At 46.9% G+C, this 16,851-nt stretch carries 14 protein-coding genes; 13 read left to right on the forward strand and 1 reads right to left on the reverse strand.

Translation table 11 applies throughout. The features are described 5' to 3' along the window. Nucleotides 1-90: 90 nt before the first annotated feature. A complete protein-coding gene (locus tag BM265_RS00655) occupies nt 91-1,896 on the reverse strand; it encodes a glycoside hydrolase family 44 protein (protein WP_074959561.1) in 1,806 nt (601 codons plus the stop codon). A 510-nt stretch (nt 1,897-2,406) separates the two neighbouring features. On the opposite strand from BM265_RS00655, the gene BM265_RS00660 reads away from it, so the two are divergent. The 13 genes from BM265_RS00660 (at nt 2,407) to BM265_RS00720 (ending at nt 16,703) form a co-directional block, all read left to right on the forward strand. Then, complete coding sequence (locus tag BM265_RS00660) at nt 2,407-3,081, forward strand: response regulator transcription factor (protein ID WP_074959562.1); 675 nt, start codon at nt 2,407-2,409, stop codon at nt 3,079-3,081. Further along, entirely contained in the window at nt 3,078-4,394 is a 1,317-nt protein-coding gene (locus BM265_RS00665) for a sensor histidine kinase (protein WP_074959563.1), read from the forward strand. Before BM265_RS00660 ends, BM265_RS00665 begins: the two co-directional genes overlap by 4 nt. A gap of 124 nt (nt 4,395-4,518) precedes the next feature. After that, nucleotides 4,519-5,283 carry a polyphosphate polymerase domain-containing protein gene (locus tag BM265_RS00670; protein ID WP_074959564.1) on the forward strand — a complete coding sequence of 255 codons (765 nt, stop codon included), beginning with the start codon at nt 4,519-4,521 and terminating at the stop codon, nt 5,281-5,283. Beyond that, nucleotides 5,276-5,974: a DUF4956 domain-containing protein gene (locus tag BM265_RS00675; protein ID WP_242940740.1), complete on the forward strand. Its 699-nt coding sequence runs from the start codon at nt 5,276-5,278 to the stop codon at nt 5,972-5,974. The genes BM265_RS00670 and BM265_RS00675 overlap by 8 nt, the downstream gene beginning before the upstream one ends. Before the next feature lie 103 nt (nt 5,975-6,077). Continuing rightward, entirely contained in the window at nt 6,078-8,198 is a 2,121-nt protein-coding gene (locus BM265_RS00680) for a carbohydrate-binding domain-containing protein (protein WP_074959565.1), read from the forward strand. A 502-nt stretch (nt 8,199-8,700) separates the two neighbouring features. Next, the gene (locus BM265_RS00685; protein ID WP_074959566.1) at nt 8,701-9,840 is read left to right on the forward strand and encodes an HD-GYP domain-containing protein; all 1,140 of its coding nucleotides are present in this window, start codon (nt 8,701-8,703) and stop codon (nt 9,838-9,840) included. A 157-nt stretch (nt 9,841-9,997) separates the two neighbouring features. Beyond that, nucleotides 9,998-10,198: a 50S ribosomal protein L31 gene (rpmE, locus tag BM265_RS00690; RefSeq protein ID WP_074959567.1), complete on the forward strand. Its 201-nt coding sequence runs from the start codon at nt 9,998-10,000 to the stop codon at nt 10,196-10,198. Nucleotides 10,199-10,297: 99 nt separating this feature from the next. Beyond that, nucleotides 10,298-10,930: a YigZ family protein gene (locus BM265_RS00695; RefSeq protein WP_074959659.1), complete on the forward strand. Its 633-nt coding sequence runs from the start codon at nt 10,298-10,300 to the stop codon at nt 10,928-10,930. Between the two features lie 140 nt (nt 10,931-11,070). Continuing rightward, complete coding sequence (locus BM265_RS00700) at nt 11,071-12,087, forward strand: deoxyguanosinetriphosphate triphosphohydrolase (RefSeq protein WP_074959568.1); 1,017 nt, start codon at nt 11,071-11,073, stop codon at nt 12,085-12,087. A 39-nt stretch (nt 12,088-12,126) separates the two neighbouring features. Further along, nucleotides 12,127-13,923, forward strand: coding sequence for a DNA primase (dnaG, locus tag BM265_RS00705; RefSeq protein ID WP_074959569.1), 1,797 nt, complete (start codon nt 12,127-12,129; stop codon nt 13,921-13,923). Nucleotides 13,924-13,964: 41 nt separating this feature from the next. Beyond that, complete coding sequence (gene rpoD / locus BM265_RS00710) at nt 13,965-15,065, forward strand: RNA polymerase sigma factor RpoD (protein ID WP_074834109.1); 1,101 nt, start codon at nt 13,965-13,967, stop codon at nt 15,063-15,065. A gap of 11 nt (nt 15,066-15,076) precedes the next feature. Beyond that, the gene (locus BM265_RS00715; RefSeq protein ID WP_074959570.1) at nt 15,077-15,499 is read left to right on the forward strand and encodes an RrF2 family transcriptional regulator; all 423 of its coding nucleotides are present in this window, start codon (nt 15,077-15,079) and stop codon (nt 15,497-15,499) included. Beyond that, entirely contained in the window at nt 15,489-16,703 is a 1,215-nt protein-coding gene (locus BM265_RS00720) for a glycoside hydrolase family 25 protein (RefSeq protein WP_074959571.1), read from the forward strand. Before BM265_RS00715 ends, BM265_RS00720 begins: the two co-directional genes overlap by 11 nt. Nucleotides 16,704-16,851: the final 148 nt, after the last annotated feature.

A 16,851-nucleotide genomic window follows, 5' to 3' on the forward strand; every position in this document is an offset into this window, starting at 1 on the left:
CTCCAATTACTCCTTATTACTCAACTCCTTTCGGCTATTTAGTTAACTTTTGCCGTACATCACTCCTTTCGGCATAAAACTTAATAATGTTCAAGTTTTCTTCTTTTTCTTTGCTCGGAATACCCCGAATCCTGCACCGCATAAAGCGGCTGCTCCGATAACAGCGGCTATCACGCCTTTGTTATTTCCTGAAGCCGTTTTTTCTTTTCCCTCTGCACTGGAACTTTCCGCTTTTGGGGATATTCCTGCAGAGAAATCAGGTATGCAGTCTTTATCTTTTGCTATCAGAAGCAAAGACACGGTCTCGGGTTCCATTTCATATGTTATGGTGTTGTCCATCACCTGAACGGCATCATTGCTGTCGGTCATATCGAATACCTGCGGTGCGAAATTGTTCAGTCCGTACAGATGTACATAGCTGTACTCTCCGCCTTTGATCTTGATATTCGCCGTAGTCTTGTCCTTGAAGGACTTGTTCGTTACCACCAGCGTTACAACATCGCTGTTGTCTTCGAAGGTGGAAGCGTAAGCCGACGATCTTTCAAAATCGCTGGATTCGGTATGTCTCAGCGTATCACCGAAGTGACCGCCGTTACCGTCAAAATTAGTAAATAAATCTATCGCTGCGCACTGATAATCAGCTTCCATCGCAAAAAGCGTTGCCAGATAAACATCGTTTTCCATGAAAGCGCCAAGTGCGTCTGCTTCGGCTATGGCTCCGCATATATCGTAGCTTCCGCCGAAATCATACTCTGTTATGGCTATCTTCGTTCCGGGATAGTACTGATCGATAGACTGCTTCAGATTAGGAAGTAGCGGCAGGAAAGTCCCGCCAGTATCAGTTATCCAGCTATCCTCCTTGTAGGTGTCATCCCACAGGCTTCTCACAGAATCGAAACGCGCCTGAACGCACCCTTCATCGCTGTAATGCTTGCATGAACGCTCTCCGCATGGACCTTTAGCCTCGGTGTAATAATGCACATCGAGAGCATCCAGCAGACGGGTGCCTGTTTCGTCCTCGGCTTTCTTCATCTGGTCGAGGTAGTAGTCTACGAACCAGCGGTAATCATCTCTTTCAGCTTTGATATCCTTCCAGTCCTTTGCCGAACAGAAAGTATCGAAAGCGCTGTAACCGAAAAGTGCAGGTCCGAATATCTCGGCATCGGGATCTATATCTTTGACAGCCTTTGCCATTGCTGTGTTCTTCTCGACTATCTCCGCACAGGTACACTGCTCGGGGTGCATACGCGCATGGGTCATGTGCCACAGTGATGGTTCGTTATCCATCGAATACCCCTGTATACCGCCGTTCTTTGCAGAGCCCAGTGTATTCACAAGATAGTTCACATACTCGTCCATGTATACAATCCCGTCCGTGAGGTCAGGAGTATCTGCAAAATCGCTGCCCTTGGTTATCTCTACCCTGTTCCATCTGTCCGATGGCGCTTTCTCACTTTCGGATACTGCACCGTTCATATCAGCCGAAACATAGCCTGCCAGCTGCAGAGTTGTCATTGCGTATGCGTTGTTCTTTTCCTCGCATTTTCTTTTGAGGTTTATCGACATGGCTCCGGGAACATCTGCAAGCTTGGGATCCATTATCTGCGGAAAATAATTATCGGATATATGTTCCTTATCCGAACCCGCGTTTGAAGCGTTGGTCTCCCAGTTGTAAGCAGATGATCTGTTACCACCCGCACGTATCGCAGTGGGCATTACACTGCCGCCCATAAGCTCTTCGTTCACGCCGAAGATATAGGGCGATATCGCCTTGCTCTCCTGTGAGAGGTCCACGACTATATCCACCGATCCGCCATCAGCTCCTGCACTCATTGTGCACACGCTGACTATAGCTGCGGCTGCCGCAGCTGCAGCAGCTCTCCTGAATCTTCTCATTGGTTCCTCCGAATATGTGAATGCTGAGCCGCTGAGGAACACAGCATAGAATCGCTAAAATTATCAAAAAGTAAAAAAATATTAAACAACTTGTGAAACTGCTCTTTTTTAACCTGATTCTTACCTTTACGGTTTATACTTGTGCTGCGGTCGAGAAAGAGAGTATTTCTTAATAGGTATATTATATCAGCATTATTGTACCATAATAATCGCGATTCGTCAATAGTTTATGACGAAATTTTGTTATTTTTTCAGCCAGTAAAGCAAAAAATGTCTGAAAAATCGCGTATTTGCGCAATATCGTGCTTGATTTTGATAATTTTTGATGTTATCATAAAAATTGTAATTCGCGGCTTAAATTTGTACAAAAGGCTGAATAAGTACAAAGGATTTACAAATCAACTTGCAAAACGGGGTGAGATATGGTATAATGATTTAAAATTTAAATTAAAATTAAGCTGTGCATTGTAAGATAAAATTAACTAAAACAGTGCAAAGGAGCTGAAAATTATGAGATTACTACTTGCCGAAGATGAAAAGGAACTGTCCAACGCTCTTGTTGCAGTCCTTAAACACAACAACTATTCTGTCGATGCAGTCTATAACGGAAATGATGCCTATGATTATATCATCGGAGCTGAATACGACGGAGTGATACTTGATATCATGATGCCCGGCCTTGACGGTATCACTGTGTTGAAGCGTATCCGCGAAAAAGGCATACACACCCCCGTACTGCTGCTTACTGCAAAATCTCAGGTCGAAGACAGGATAACAGGTCTGGATTCTGGCGCTGATGATTACCTGACCAAGCCCTTTGCCATGGGTGAACTACTTGCGAGGATAAGAGCCATGACCAGGCGCAAGACCGAGTTTTCACCGAATTTGCTGAAAGTCGGAAATGTAACGCTGGATAGGGAGAGATTCGTTATCTCCACCGAAAACGGCGAGACAAAACTTGGCAATAAGGAATTTCAGGTTTTGGAAATGCTGATGCTCAACCGCAATATTCTCATTTCCACAGAAAAATTGATGGAAAGGATATGGGGCTTTGATGCGGAAGCCGAGATAAGCGTGGTTTGGGTCTATATCTCTTATATCAGGAAAAAGCTTGCCTCGGTAGGCGCCGATGTTGAGATCAAAGCCAGCCGCGGCGTCGGATACACGCTGGAGGTCAGAGAATGATAAAAAGGCTGCGGCGCAAATTTGTGCTGATAGCTGCTGCAAGCGTACTTGCGGTGGAGCTTATCGTCGTAGGACTGATAAACGTTATAAATATCGGCGAGATGCATAAGCGCCAGACGCAGCTCATGAATATACTCTGCGAGAATGACGGAGATTTTCCAGAATTCGGTATGTGGCGTGAGCAGATGTACAACAACGGTAACGGTCCCGGAGGAGGACGTTTCTTCCCGCCTGACATGAACGGTGAAGAAAAGCGTTTTCCCGATCTTGGCTTCAAGCTCAATGAGGAGACACGCTACCAGACAAGGTACTTCTACATTCGCTATAACAGGGAACTTGAACCTGTGGAGGTCAATACAGGTCATGTTGCCGCAGTTACTTCTGCCGAGGCACTCAGCTATGCCGAAGAAGTCAGCCTTTCGGGGAAGACTTCAGGATTTCAGGGCAATTACCGCTTTGAGGTCAGGGATACCATTGGCGGAAAGTTGTTCGTTTTTCTCGATTGCCGCGAAGACATACGCACACAGCGCCTATTCCTGCTGATATCAGCAGCGATATCCATAGGCGGCTGGCTGCTGGTCTGCCTGCTGATAATCGTGTGCTCACGGTTCGCTGTCAGACCTTTTATCGAGAACTACGAAAAGCAGAAAATGTTCATAACCGATGCGGGGCATGAGATAAAGACCCCGCTGGCGATAATACAGGCTAATACCGAAGTTATCGAGATGCTGAACGAACCCAGCGAGTGGACGATCAGCATCAAGAATCAGATCGAAAGGCTCAACGGTCTCATAGCTGATCTGCTGAGACTGTCACGAATGGATGAAGAGAGCGTAAAGCTCGTATTTGCCGAGTTCGATCTGTCAAACGCTTTCGCCGATATAGCAGGACCTTTCAGGACACTTGCGGAGAACAAGGGACTTTCCCTTGCCATCAGCACTCAGGAAGGTATCCGCATGAATGGCGATGAATCATCGATACGACAGCTCGTATCCATACTTACCGAAAACGCCGTTAAGTACTGTGATGCGGGCGGAAGTATAGAAGCTTCCGTCGAAAAGACGGCAAGCGGCAGACACGCTGTCATACGGGTGAAGAACGACTGTGCAGAGCCTCCTTCACAGCCCGAACGCCTGTTTGACCGCTTTTACAGGGCAGATAAGTCCCGTAAGCGCGAGGACGGTGAAACAAAATCAGGCTACGGCATAGGATTGTCGGTAGCCAAAGCCGTAACCGAGTCTCACAAAGGAAAAATTTCCTGCAAGGCTGAGGACGGCAAGATCGTATTTACTGTAAAACTCAGGTGTCTGTAAAAAAAATTATGGAAGAATCAAAATGGTTAAGCTAAGTTTTAGGTTGAGGGTGTATACTCTGAATCATAGGAAGAAAAACTGAACCATGGGAAGAGAAAAGATACGGAAAGGAAAGTGATGATATATGGGCGCAATACAGGAAATATTCAAGAGAGTTGAGAAGAAATACATAGTTACCGATGAACAGCAGGAAGAGCTCGTACGTGCAATGACAGGAAGAGCCGCTGCCGATAACTACGGACTTACGACGATCTGCAACATATATTACGATACTCCCGACCATCAGCTTATCAGGACTTCCATGGAGAAGCCCGTATACAAGGAAAAGCTGCGTATAAGGAGCTACGGCGTTCCCAACAAGGATTCTAAGGTCTTTGTTGAGCTGAAGAAGAAGTACAAAGGCGTTGTCTACAAAAGACGTGTTGATATGTCCCTGATAGATTCCTACGAATTTGTGAACTTCGGCGTGAACCCCGGCAAGAACCCGCAGATAGAGAAGGAGATCGAGTATTTCCTGAAATACTATCGTGATATCGGACCTGCGATGTATCTGAGCTATGACAGGATAGCGTTTGCAGGAGTAGATAATCCCGATCTGAGAATAACCTTCGACGGCAACATCACCTACCGTGAGGATGAAGTAAGGCTTGAAAAGGGCGTTTGGGGCGATAAGCTTCTGGATCCTCATACAAGGATCATGGAGATAAAGATCCCCGGCGCTATGCCTATATGGCTCAGCCGTCTGCTGGATGATATGAAAATATATCCCGGCAGCTTCTCAAAGTATGGTGAAGCTTACAAGCGGGTTTTCAGCGAAGCCCTCGACCAGGAAAAATACCTCAGACTTAACCGCGAAAATGTAAAAGGTAAGGTGAACGATTGTGCTTAATGAATTAAACTTGAATGCGGCGGATCTTACATCATCTGTCGGAAATACGACCATATCCAACGGGACATTTGCAGTGTGCACCCTTGTGTCGCTAGTAATAGGTGCTGTTATAGCATTTGCTTTCTGCTACAAGCAGAATAAGTCAAAGAATTTCCTGACAACGCTGGCACTTCTGCCCGTGATAGTACAGGTCGTTATTATGCTGGTAAACGGAAATCTCGGTACAGGCGTAGCTGTTGCAGGCGCATTCAGCCTGGTAAGGTTCCGTTCCATGCAGGGAAATGCCAAGGATATCCTGGCAATATTCCTGGCGATGGCAGTAGGTCTCGCAACAGGCACTAACAGCTTGAAACTTGCAGTCATTCTCACACTGATCGTATGTGCGCTGAACATTGCTTATCTCTATATACCTTTCATCGAAAATGACACCAGCGAAAAGGAGCTGACCATCACTATCCCCGAAAGCCTTGACTACAGCGATGTTTTTGACGACATTTTCAGAAAGTTCACAACAAATGCTACTCTCGATCAGGTAAAGACCACCAATATGGGCAGCCTTTTCAAGCTGAAATATAATGTAACACTCAAAAAGGGCGCAAGCGAAAAAGCATTTATTGACGAGCTCCGTGTTCGCAATGGCAATCTTGAGATACTCTGCTCAAGAAAAATGGCAAACGCTGACAGACTCTGATAATTAGGATTTTTACTCGCCCGAAAGCGTTTTTTTCGGGTGAGTAAAAAAAGAAAAAACTAATGTTATAAGATTTAATTATTTAATAAGGAGGCAATCTGCGATGAAAATAAGTGCGATGAAAAGAGCGGCTGCCGTAGCGGCCGCATTGATGATACTTGCAATGACAGGCTGTGCAGATACTGGAAAGGGCAAGGGCTCTTCCTCGAAGGCTGATAATTCATTTGTTGTAACAGCGGCAGATGCCGGTATCTCGGCTGACGATATCGAAGTTGGCTACGAAGAAAACGATGTTATAGACGCGGTTTTCTCTGACAGCGGTATTGAAGTAAGCGGCAGCGGTATTTCTGCAGAGGGTACTGTCCTCACCATCACCGCCGAGGGCACTTACCGTCTCAGCGGCAGCTGTGCCAACGGCAGGATAGTCATCGAAGCTGATAAAAAGGCTAAAGTCAAGCTGGTGCTCAATGGTCTCGATCTCACCTGCACCGACAACGCTGCTATCACCGCAAAATCCGCAGATAAAGTCTACCTTTTGCTTGAAAACGGCACTGAGAACAAGCTCACCGACGGAAAAGAATATTCCCTCGCTGATGGCGAAAACACCGATGCGGCAGTATTCGCAAAGTGCGACCTCACCATAAATGGGGACGGCGTACTGAATGTCACAAGCAACTATAAGCACGGCATAGTATCAAAGGACGACCTAGTCGTAACAGGCGGAAATGTCACCGTTAACGCGGTATCGTCCGCGCTTTCCGGCAAGGACAACGTGAAGATAAGTGCAGGCACTTTTGACCTGACCTCGGGTACCGATGCGGTGAAGTCTACCAATGACGAAGAGGAAGGCAAGGGCATCGTTAGTATATCAGGCGGCAATTTCACTATTAATGCAGGCGGCGATGGTCTTTCTGCGGCGAAGGAACTCCAGATAAGCGGCGGTGACATAAACATCACCACAGGCGGCGGAAGTGCCAACGCATCCATGAAGTCTGATGGTTTCCCCAATGGCGACTGGAAACAGGGCTTTGGCGGCAACGGTGATTTCACACCTCCTGATATTGGCGACTTTGATAAAGGCGATTTCACACCACCTGATATGGGTGACTTTGATAAGGACGATTTCACACCTCCCGATATGGGCGACTTTGACAAGGGTGACTTCACACCACCTGATATGGGCGACTTTGACAAGGGTGACTTCACTCCTCCCGATAAGCCCGATAGCGGTAATTCAGATAAGAAAAATACCGATACTTCGGCTGATAAGCAAGCCGATAACGAGCAGACCGGATCCGAGACCACTGAAACTACATCAGCAAAAGCCCTTAAATCAGGCGGGAATATTATAATTGATGGCGGAAAAATCACCATAGATTCCGCAGACGACAGCCTGCACTGCGACGGCGCAGCAAGCATCAGCGGCGGCAGCTTATCCGCAAGTTCGGGCGATGATGGTATCCACGTTGGCGGCGATCTGGTCATCAGCGGCGGCACAGTGGATATCTCCAAGAGCTATGAGGGTATCGAGGGCATGACAGTCACCATCTCAGGCGGCGAAGTAAATGTTACCGCATCTGACGATGGCATCAACTGCGCAGGCGGTAGTGATACGGGTTCATCCGACCGCATGGGCAGGGATATGTTCGCAGCACAGGAAGGCGTTTTCCTGAAAATCAGCGGCGGCACACTGAATGTCAACTCAGCAGGCGATGGTCTTGATTCCAACGGCGACCTCATCATCGAGGGCGGTACCATCTACGTCAGCGGTACCGAAAACGGCGCAAACGGCTCGGTCGATCATAACGGTGAAGCCACCATCACAGGCGGCACGATAATCGCATCGGGTGCTATAGGCATGGAAGAAATGTTTGACGAAGATGGCACCACACAGTGCGCTGTTCTCCATGATTTCACACAAAGTTTCTCAGCCGATACCGAATTCACCGTGACCGATAAGGACGGAAATGTTATCCTGAGTTTCACAAACCCTAAGACCTGGCAGGGCGTGATATTTTCCTCTCCCGACCTGAAACAGGGTGAGACCTATACAGTATCCGCAGGTGGTGAAAGTGAAGAAATAACACTTGAAAGTGTTATCACTTCCAATAGCAAAGGCGGCTTTGGCGGCATGGGCAGACCCGGCAATATGAACGGCGGAAAATTCAAGCGCGGCGAAGATAATAAGGCTTCCGAAGAAGATAACAAGGCTTCTGAAACTTAAAACTACAATCTGGCGAAAAATGCCAAGGAAGAGAGCTTTGGCTCAAGCCCTTCGCGAGAGGCTCTGCCTCTCGGTCAAGGTGCAAAAGCGACGTGAAAACCGTGCTATAAATAGAAAAGCAAACTAACGTTCAAATAGGGCGTGGCAATAACAACAATATGAGCGTGGACAATACAACCGTCCACGCTCTTTCTATGTCCGTAAAATTATTGCCGCGCCCGAAATCAACGGCGGTACGCTCGTTGATTTCTCGACCCGAGGAACGAGGGGCGAAAACCACCAAATTACCGCCCGAAACAGATATCCGACAATACCAACAATATCCGATATTTGACAGGCAAAACAATTCCATCCGGCAAATACACCCTATTTTAGCATGATATTTCGTCAAAGCATATAATTGACATTTACTTCACGATATGTTAAAATAAAATATAAATTATGATAATTAACCTCGCTTCTTGTTTGTGACGCTGGTTGTTCAAAAGGTGGTGGTCTTTGCGTGGAAGAAAACGAGTTAAAGGGCATGATAGCCCATATAGAAAAGATCGGCGGACGGTTTTCAAAAGTCATGAACGTGCTGATAATCGGATTCCTGATATCAGCGGTTCTGAGTTTTCTCTGCGCGGTAGGTTCGCTTATCTACGACAAACTTCCCAAAGGCTTTGCAGAAAGTATCTACATCAAGGACTTCGATTTCAATGCCTTTGACCTGACAGTAGCTTTCGATGATCTTGATGAATATTACGTTTCAGGTATCGGATACTTCCTCTATTCCCTGTATTCAGCACTGGTTGTGATGATCCTCAGCTTTTATCAGAAACTTGTCAAAGCCGTGGTGGGGCAGGGTCAGCCCTTTACACAGGAAACAGGCAGAATGATGAAAAAGTATTCCTACCTGACCTTGCTTTTCGCATTATCGGGCAATCCCGTGGTCACCATACTGATGTTCATGATTCTAAGGCTTTTCGCTGTGCTGTTTGAATACGGTGCGTATCTGCAAAAGAAAGCCAACGAGACCAACCGCATACAGGAAGAGATAATCGTGTCATTTGCGGAAATCACCGAAAACAAATCTGGTCAGACAGGTCAGCATATCAGGCGAGTGGCTGAGTATTCAAAGATAATAGCCGCTGAAATGGGTCTTGAAGCCGACAGAGTTCAGCTCATCGGTCTTGCGTCAACAATGCATGATATTGGCAAGCTGATAGTGCCCTCTGAGATTCTGGACAAGCCCGGCAGACTTAATGACGATGAATTCGCAACGATAAAGACCCATACCACCTACGGTGCAGCACTTCTAAGCCGTGTTGAGGGTGATGTTATGCAGCTTTCCAAGACCATAGCTCTCGAACATCATGAGCGTGCTGACGGCAACGGTTATCCCCTGGGTAAGGAAGGTCACGCTATAGCTCCCGAGAGCCGTATAGTCGCGGTAGCTGATGTTTATGACGCTCTCACAAGCCGCCGAAGCTACAAAAAGGCTTGGGATTCCAAAGACGCTTATAACGAGATAGTCAAAAATTCAGGCACGCAGTTCGATGAAGAAGTAATCGAAGCTTTCAAATCCGCCTATGACAAGATAGAGGAAGCAAGAGTTCGTTATGCCGATAAGGATACGGTGGAGGATAATCAATTGTAAAAAAACTATTAAAAGCGTTGACAAACCTGCTTGATGATGGTATAATATTTTAGTCTGAAAGGACTTAATAATGAATGCTGCATAGAACTACTGTCTGAACTAAGGATGATGGGCTTCTATGAGCCATAATTTTTAGTTTGGAAGGAGGTAAGTTCTGATGAGAGAAGGTATTCACCCTAACTATGTCGAGACTACAATTACTTGTGCTTGCGGCAACGTTATAAACACCAGATCCACCAAGGAGAATATCAAGGTCGAGATCTGCTCCAAGTGCCACCCTTTCTTCACCGGTAAGCAGAAGCTGGTTGACAGCGGCGGACGTGTTGACAGATTCAAGAAGAGATTCAACCTCGACTAATTATCAGGAAGTTAAAGAGCGGAAATTTTCCGCTCTTTTTTGTATATAAAGAGACTCCGCAGATACAAGTGGGTAAACTATATCGAAAGAGGACAGTGTATGAACTACAAAACGGTCTACGGTTGTGCCACGGGCACTTATACCGAGAAAAAAAGCGATTTTATAGGACAGATAGCCCCCGTAAAAACAGCTGAACAGGCTGTTGAGTTTATCGAGAAGATAAAGGCTGAAAACCGCAAGGCAAGGCATAACGTATATGCCTATGTGGTGCGTGAGGGTAATGTTTCGCGTTATTCCGATGACGGTGAACCTCAGGGCACAGGCGGGGTACCCGTGCTTGATGTAATAAACAAGGCGGGTCTTACCGATGTGTGCGTTGTGGTCACTAGGTATTTTGGCGGGATACTCTTGGGTGCAAACGGATTGGTGAGGGCGTATTCCCAGGCTTGTTCGCTGGCGATATCCGAAGCGGATATCCTGAATATGTACGAGTGTTCAATGATCTCATTTTCCTGCGACTATAATCTCTACGGCAAGATAAAATATATCCTGCCTGATTTTGAAGCCATCACCAAGAGCGAGGATTTTTCCGATACCGTCACTATGGAGCTGCTTGTCAAGTCCGAGCTGACCGACCCTTTTACCAAAAAGCTGACGGATATTTCCAATGGTCAGCTGAAATATGAGATACAGGATGGCTTGTGGGCGGATTTCTCCGAAAATAACCGTTGATTTGTATATTATGCGATTGATTTGTATTGTTAATTTGTGATATCCTACAAATCGATTGCGGCGATCTCAAAAAATAAAGGTATTTTTTGAGTGAATGCAGTATATTCTAGTAAACGGCGAAAAAAGTCGGAGGTGATGATATGCTGCCCAGAGAACAGTGGGAACAGTTTGAACATAGTATCCTTTGTGAAAAAGCCGCATTCTCTGATAGTTCCGCAGGAAGAGAAAGACCTGAGGAGAAATGCCCCATACGCTCTGAATACAGGCGCGACAGGGACAGGATACTCCACTGCAATTCTTTCAGAAGGCTGAAACACAAAACCCAGGTGTTCCTTTCTCCTGCGGGAGATCATTACCGTACCCGACTGACCCATACCCTCGAAGTCAGCCAGATAGCAGGCACCATAGCCCGCGCACTCAGGCTGAATGAGGATCTTACCGAAGCCATAGCTTTGGGTCACGATTTGGGTCATACACCTTTCGGTCATGCCGGTGAACGTATGCTGAACGAATTAAGCCCCTGCGGTTTCCATCATTACGAGCAAAGTCTCAGGGTGGTGGATAAACTTGAACGCGGCGGCGAGGGACTTAACCTTACCCATGAGGTCAGGGACGGCATACTGAAGCATACCAACAGCGTTGCAAAGACCTATGAGGGCTATGCCGTGCGTTTTGCCGACGTTATCGCCTATATCAACCACGATATCGACGATTCCATAAGGGCGGGTATACTCAGGGAAGAGGATATACCATCGAAGATAACCTCTGTGCTGGGTCACGATAAATCCTCGCGCATAACCACCCTCGTAAGTTCCCTCATCGAGTGCGGACTTAGCGGTGAAGCGGGTGACGAGGATTCACTGAAAATGACCCCGGAGGTGGAAACAGCTTACAAAGCACTGCACAGATTTATGTTCGACAGTGTTTATACAAATCCCGCCTGCAAATCCGAGGAACGCAAGGCGCAGGATATGATAGCATATTTATATAAGTATTATACAGACCATCTTGAAAGACTGCCTGCTATGTATATGAACCTTGCCTATCATTACGGCATAGATATGGCGGTCTGCGATTACATATCGGGAATGACCGATGTTTTCGCGGTGGAAACTTTCAAGGAACTTTTCATTCCCGCGGCGTGGATGATAAAGTAAAGCAAATGTTCAGCCGCACAGGAGAGGGGGAGTCATTTCTTGGATCAGGAATTTCTTGAAAAGCTGAAATATGAGAACCCCATCAACGAGGTAATGCGTGAAAACGGCATCGAGCTGAAAACTTCGGGTCGGGGATATATGTGCAAATGCCCCTTCCACGATGACAGCACAGCTTCGTGCAGTGTGGTGCCCTCACAGGGATTTTTCCACTGCTTCGGCTGCGGTGTCAGCGGAGATGTTGTCAGCTTTGTACGCAAGTACAGAAACCTCGGCTTTATGGATGCAATCAATTATCTTGCCCAGCGTGCGGGAATGACAGTACCCACATGGCAGGGCGGCGATGATAAAAGCTATAAGCGCAGGATGCGCATATACGAGATGAACAAGTGCGCGGCAAGGTTTTTCCGCGACCAGCTGAAAACTCAGGACGGTCTCAGGTGTCTGAATTACCTGGTACATACCAGAAAGCTTTCAGCCGATGTTATTAAAAAGTACGGCATGGGCTTTGCTCCTAAAAGCTTTACTGCGTTGAAGTCATATATGCTGGGCTGTGGATACAGCGAGGATGAACTTGTTTCCGCATCGCTTCTGGGACGTTCTCAGACTTCCGGCAGGACTTACGATTTCTTCATGGACAGGGCAATGTTCCCATTTATCGATGTAGCGGGAAATATAGTCGGCTTCGGTGGAAGAACCCTTGGGGACGATAAAAGAAAGTACCTCAACACAGGCGATACCACTTCCGAAGAATTCCGCAGGACGAATGACGAGAAAAAGCTTGACGGCTATTCAAAGGCGCGTTTTGTCTTCTCTCTGAATTACGCGAAAGACGTGTCCGTAAAAACCAGAGAACTGCTTCTCTGCGAGGGCAACTTGGATGTAATTTCCCTGTACCAGCACGGATTCACCAATGCGGTGGCATCATGTGGTACAGCACTGACTCCCGAACAGGTCAAGGCGATGAAGAACTATGCCGATAAGGTAGTTATCTGCTATGATGCCGATGACCCCGGACAGAAAGCCGCTCTGAGAGCGGTGGGTATGCTGAGAAGCGGAGGCTTGGGCAGCAGTGTTATCCATATGGAGGGCGCAAAAGACCCTGATGAGTATATAAACAAGTTCGGCGAAGACCATTTCAGATATCTGATAAATAATGCCGCAGACGGCTTTGATTTTGAATTAGGGTACTATTCGCGGGGACTTGATCTTGATAAAAGGGACGATAAGATACGTTTTCTGAAAATGGCTTATGCGTCCATAGCGGGCGAACCCGACAGCACCGCAAGGGATACCATGGAAAGACAGCTGTCGGAGCAGTACAATGTTTCTTTCGATGTTATAAGAGCGGCGGTAGATGATATCATGGTGCGTATGATGGACACCCAAAGGCGTTCAAAGCAGCGTGAAGAAGTAAGACAGACCATCCTAGCCGATGAAGAAACAGCAGCGAATAAAGCAGTCTACTGCGAGCGTGGACTTATCTACTACATATGCTGCAACAGTGATGCTGCACAGGAGATAGGTCAGCGCATCTCACCCGAAGAGTTCACGGATGAATTCAACAGAAAGCTTTTCGTCGATATCTCGGGCAGACTTTCGGTAGGCGATATCATATCGCTGGACGTTATCTGCGAACAGCTTTCGGAGGAGGAACAAAACATGGTCAGACGGTCTTTCGCAAAGTACGCGAAGCTGAATGTCAACAGGGAAGTCGCTGAACAGTATATTTCTTCCATAAAGGCGTATAATAAGAGAAATGCTCCGCCGGCGCAGGAAGAGAAGACCAGCGAGGACTACTTGAAAATGATGGAGGAACTGCGCAGGAAAAAATGCTGACGCAGACAAAATAAAGGTCACCTAAATAAGGAGAGTTGAACATGACTGATAAGAGCAAGATAATGGAAAACCTGATGGAACACGGCAAGCAGACAGGCAAGCTGACCACCAAGGAGATAACTGATGCACTGGAAAAGCTGAATTTCGACGTTGAGCAGATGGATAATTTCTATGACACCTGCAACAGCCTGAATATAGAGATCATCGACGACGTAGTAGTTGACGATACTCTGGATTTCGTTAACCCCGATGACGAGCTGGAGCAGGACGACGTTGATATCGCGCTTTCCACTGACGGTATTGCCATTGACGACCCCGTTAAGATATATCTCAAGGAGATAGGCAGAGTTCCCCTGCTGACTTCCGAAGAAGAGATACAGCTGGCTGAAATGATGTCAGGCGATAACGACAGGGAAGCTACCAAGGCAAGAAAGCGTCTTGCGGAAGCTAACCTGCGTCTGGTCGTATCCATAGCCAAGAGATATGTGGGCAGAGGCATGAGCTTCCTTGACCTCATTCAGGAAGGCAACATGGGTCTTATCAAGGCAGTTGAAAAGTTCGACTACAAAAAGGGCTTCAAGTTCTCCACCTATGCAACATGGTGGATAAGACAGGCTATCACTAGAGCCATCGCTGATCAGGCAAGAACTATCCGTATCCCTGTTCACATGGTTGAGACTATCACCAAGGTTAAGAAAGTATCTTCTCAGCTCCTGCACAAAAACGGCCACGATCCGTCACCCGAGGAGATCGCTGAAGAGCTGGATATGAGCGTTGAAAGAGTACGTGAGATCATGAGGATAGCTCAGGATCCCGTATCCCTTGAAACACCTATCGGTGAAGAGGAAGATTCTCACCTTGGTGACTTTATCCCCGATGATGACGCTCCTGCTCCTGCCGAAGCAGCTTCACTCGTACTGCTGAAAGAGCAGATCGATCAGGTGCTCTCCACCCTTACCGAGCGTGAGGAAAAGGTTCTCAGACTGAGATTCGGTCTCCAGGACGGCAGATCCAGAACACTTGAAGAAGTTGGTCAGGAATTCAAGGTAACCAGAGAGCGTATCCGCCAGATCGAAGCAAAGGCACTGCGTAAGCTCCGTCACCCCAACAGAAGCAACAAGGTCAGAGATTATCTTGACTAAGGGAGGGCGAGATGTACATAACTCTCGAAACTGATTACGCAGTAAGGATAACGTCCCTGCTGTGCAGATCAGAGAGCAGGCTCGATGCAAAGACTATTTCCGAACAGACCTGTGTTACCCTGAGATTCTCGCTGAAAATACTCCGCAAATTGGTGTCTGCAGGGATAGTGAAGTCCTTTAAAGGCACCCAGGGCGGATATGTCATCGCAATGGAACCAAAGGATATCACGCTGAAAATGGTTATAGAGGCTATCGAGGGTACATACTGCTTTTCAAGATGTTTACAGCCCGATTCGGAATGTAACAGAGGCGCATCGGGAAGATGTCCTTTTCAGGACGCCTTTGCCGATATCACAGCCGTAGTTTCTGAAAAGCTTGAAAGCCATAATTTTGCCGAGCTTAACAGCAAGTATGAGGTTTCTGATGGAAAATAGACCTGATAATGATAAGCCCAAAAACAGCTTTCGCCTCAGCGATGAGGCGAGAGCTGAAATTGACAGGGAATACATGGATGTCCCCGATGATTATTCAAATTATATCCGTCCCCGCACTGTTGTGCCAAATAATAACTTCAGTAACTACCGTGAGTATAACAATGACTTTGAGGAGTATGATGATCATCCCGATAGGTACGCAGATGATAGCGAAGAGTACGACTATCCTTTCGACGAATACGAGGACATTCAGGACGGATACGAAGATGTTCAGGACGAGTACGAAGATAATCCCGAGGATTATTCCGATGATTTTGACGACTTCGACGATATCCCGGAGGAAGAATACGGAGAATTTCCCGAAGTCGAAACTCCTGAGGGCGAGGAGGAACGACCTCCCAAAAAGAAGAAAAAGCACTGGCTGAGAAGACTGATAGTCGGCGTTATAGTACTCTGCTTTACGGTCATAGCCGTTGATATCGGACTTCTCTTTTTCTCGGGACATCTGTGGTTCAACGAGCCCAGAAAGCGCGATTATCCCATAAGAGGACCTGTTATCACCGAAAAAGCAGGTGAAGTCCAGTGGAAACGCTTTGCGCAGCAGAATATCCAGATATGCTATATCCGCGCCACTAAGGGCGTCTCTTTCGAGGATAAGCTATTCGAGCAGAATAAAGAGGGCTCGGGTCAGTCCGATTTGCCTACGGGTATGATACACGTATTCGACCCCATGCGGGACGGTGAAGAGCAGGCAGAGCATTTCATCGAAGTATGCGGCGGCATGGGAGGAAGGCTCCGTCCGGTGGTTGACTGTGACCTGAGTGTTTTCTACTCGGTACTTCCCTCAGACGAAGAAAAGGTAGCCGACAGTCTTCGTGCCTTTGTTGACAGGATAGAAGAGGAGTACGGATGTACTCCGATAATAAAGTGCGATGCCGATTTCTATGAAGATATAGCAAGCGCAGAACTTTTTAATGACTGTCCCATATGGTATGTCAGCGAATACAAAAAGCTTCCCAAAGATGTCCGTGCTGACCTCTGGGGATACAGCAGCCGCGTAAAATTCAGCTACTATGAGAATCATAATTTTCTGGAAATGGTAGTTTTGAACGGTGGGGAAGATGACTACTATAAACTGACAATGGAAGACGCAGATGAAGAGGAAGAAGCTGAAGTCGAAACGGATATCGAATACACCGAATGAATTGTAAAACTAAAATCTCGCGTATACTGCCAAAGACACTAAACGCGCGGTCTACGCAGTCACTGCTAACAAAAAAATCGAGCGTATGCAAAACCAGTGCATACGCTCAAACTATGTCCGTAAAATATTGCCGCACCGTCATTTGACA

The organism is Hominimerdicola alba (assembly GCF_900112155.1).
Lineage (GTDB): Bacteria > Bacillota > Clostridia > Oscillospirales > Ruminococcaceae > Hominimerdicola > Hominimerdicola alba_D.